At 53.3% G+C, this 2,856-nt stretch carries 1 protein-coding gene; it reads right to left on the bottom strand.

Annotation, left to right across the window (positions count from 1 at the left end; translation table 11 throughout):
* Window positions 1-299: 299 nt before the first annotated feature.
* A complete protein-coding gene (locus H6F43_RS13685; RefSeq protein WP_190343294.1) occupies window positions 300-2,573 on the bottom strand; it encodes an ATP-dependent RecD-like DNA helicase in 2,274 nt (757 codons plus the stop codon).
* Window positions 2,574-2,856: the final 283 nt, after the last annotated feature.

Consider the following 2,856-nt stretch of genomic DNA (forward strand, 5'->3'; position numbering starts at 1 on the left):
TACCTGGCAACAGAAGGGCTGTGGGCAACAGAAATGTTTGAAATCAATGCTCCCAATAAAGCACTGCGTAAGCAGATTCTTAAAAGCTTGCTAGATATGACTCGTAAGGCTAACTGAGTCCTTTATCATTGCATGAGTCTTTGTGTGGCAACGCAGTATAATTGGGTCGAGAATCGCATTTAACCTGGTTCTGCCCCCAAGATTTTTTAATAAGGTTCAATCTATTCCCCTCGGGGTCCACAGCGCGATCGTCAGAAACTGAGTGATCCAGACTGACATCGGCGAGAGCAAAGACAGGGTTACTTTGCGAATTGGGTTGCCTCGGATTGCCACTCGATCGGCTCTGTCCGCAACCGATGCGCCAGCAGAGTATACCGTTGCTGGTCTTTGACCTGTTTTACCGCGATGCCGATCGCCTTTTGCGACCCGACCACCACAACCAATTGGCGGGCGCGAGTGATGCCAGTGTAAATCAAATTGCGCGATAGCATCATAAAGTGCTGCATGAAGACGGGCAAAATCACCACTGGGTACTCACTGCCTTGCGACTTGTGAATCGTGGTGGCAAACGCCAGGGTAATTTCATTCAAGTCAGCCGCGTCGTAGGTCACAGAGCGTTCGGCAAACTGAGCCGTGAGTTCCTGTTCTTCCGTGTCAATTCCCGTAATCACGCCCAAGTCGCCATTAAACACCTCTCGATCGTAGTCGTTCTTTTGCTGGAGAATGCGATCGCCCACGCGCAGCGTCATACCGCCTCTCACCAGTTCTGCTTTGTTTGGACTGGGTGGATTGATCACCTGCTGCAATACGTGATTCAAATTGCGGGTGCCAACCTCCCCGCGAGTCATAGGACAAAGAATCTGAACGTCCGTTGCCGGATTAAAGCCCATCTGAGGTATCAAATGGGTCACAATATCTCGGATCGCTGACACACCATAGGCTGGTTCCTCGGCGTTGAACCAAAGGCAGTCGGTTCTAGGCGTATTCGAGACTGGCTCCAGTTGGGGAAAGCTGCCTTGATTAATCCGGTGAGCATTGGTGACAATCTGGCTGGTTTGCGCCTGTCGAAACACCTGCGTCAGCCGCACCACAGGAATCCGATCGGACGCCATCAAATCGTGCAGCACTTGTCCCGGTCCCACGCTTGGTAGCTGGTCGGTGTCTCCCACCAGCAGCAGGTGAGCCTGGGGAGAGATCGCCTTGAACAGCGAGTTTGCCAGAAACAAATCCAGCATTGAAGACTCATCAACCACGATCGCGTCTGCCGCAATCGGATTGTCTGCATCCCGCTTGAATTTCAGGTTCTTGGGATCAAATTCCAATAGACGGTGAATGGTCTTGGCTTCCTGCCCAGTTAACTCACTCAGCCGTTGAGCCGCCCGTCCGGTTGGAGACGCCAGAGCAACACGCTTTCCCATCGCTTTCCAGAGAGCTACGATCGTGCGACAGGTGAAGGACTTGCCGACACCGGGACCGCCCGTGAGGATGAGTACGCGATGACTGGCTGCCATCGCTACAGCTTGTCGCTGCTGCGGAGATAGCTGAAGTCCGGTTTTCTCTGTGAAGCGATCGATCCACCGCTCCACCCTAGGCAGATCTACCGGGAGTAAGTGAGTTAACAGCTGCTTGACCCGGTTGGCTAACCCTTGTTCTGAGTGGAAGAACGATGGAGCATAACACAGGAACTGCCCTTGAAACGCTCCTGCTCCCCCTTGCAGCATCAGTTCCGCATCCATTGACATCTCAATCGTCAGAGCAGAGATCTCGTCGGGTGCAATCCGGTGGTCGGGCAGCGCTAGCCGAGTGACGGTACGCTCGACCAGTTCGGGCTGCGGCAGAAAGCAGTGTCCCTCCTCAGCTGCTTCCGTCAGAACATGCAGCATGCCTGCTCGGTAGCGAAACTCAGAGGTGGGATGAATCCCTAAATTGCGGGCGATCGCGTCTGCTGTGACGAACCCGATGCCGTAGACATCGGTTGCCAGTCGATACGGGTTTTCAGTGACCGTCTGAATTGACGCATCCCCATACTGCTTGTAAATTTTGACGGCATACGTGGTGGACACCCCATGTCCTTGTAGAAACAGCATCACTTCTTTGATTGCTTTTTGCGTTTCCCAAGCAGCCTGAATCAGCTTGACTCGCTTCTTGGCAATGCCAGGAACTTCAATCAGCCGCTCAATCTCATGCTCAATGATATTGAGCGTTTCTAGCCCAAAGTGAGCGACGATGCGTTTAGCCGTCACGACTCCCACGCCTTTAATCAACCCACTGCCCAGGTACTTTTCCATCCCGGTCAGCGTTGCAGGTTTCGTTTCCCGATACTGCACCACCTGAAACTGTTGCCCGTACTTGGGATGCTCTCGCCAAGTGCCTTGCATTTGCAGGGTTTGCCCTGCTTGAATATCGGCAAAGCTGCCAACGATCGTGACCAGTTCGCTGGTGCGGGGAGCTTTTAGCCGAGCAACAGTGTAGCCAGATGCGTCAGCGTGGTAAGTAATGCGTTCGACAACGCCTTGCAGTGACTCCACAGGAGGAGCCTGATACGTCTCTGCTTGCTGGCGTGGCGGGTTCAACTCGGCATCTCTGAGTAACTTAGGACAACTGTATTATAGAGCGGTTAGTTTAGGCGATCGCGATCGCCTTCCCGGTGAGGGTGACCATTTTGTTCTGTTGATTTGTGGCGATCGCAACTTCCGCGTGTTTTCGCCAATCCTATCTATACCCAACAAGTCCGCTCCAATTTGTCTATGGATTGGCAGCCCGAGGCATTTGAATGTATCCCCACTTGCCGCCCTGAAGCTGGCTGGAATAAAAGCAGCCATCGCTGTGGGTGCAGCCCGTCTGCACTCGTGTCCA

This window comes from Leptolyngbya sp. FACHB-36, from assembly GCF_014695955.1.
Classification (GTDB): Bacteria; Cyanobacteriota; Cyanobacteriia; order Leptolyngbyales; family Leptolyngbyaceae; genus FACHB-36.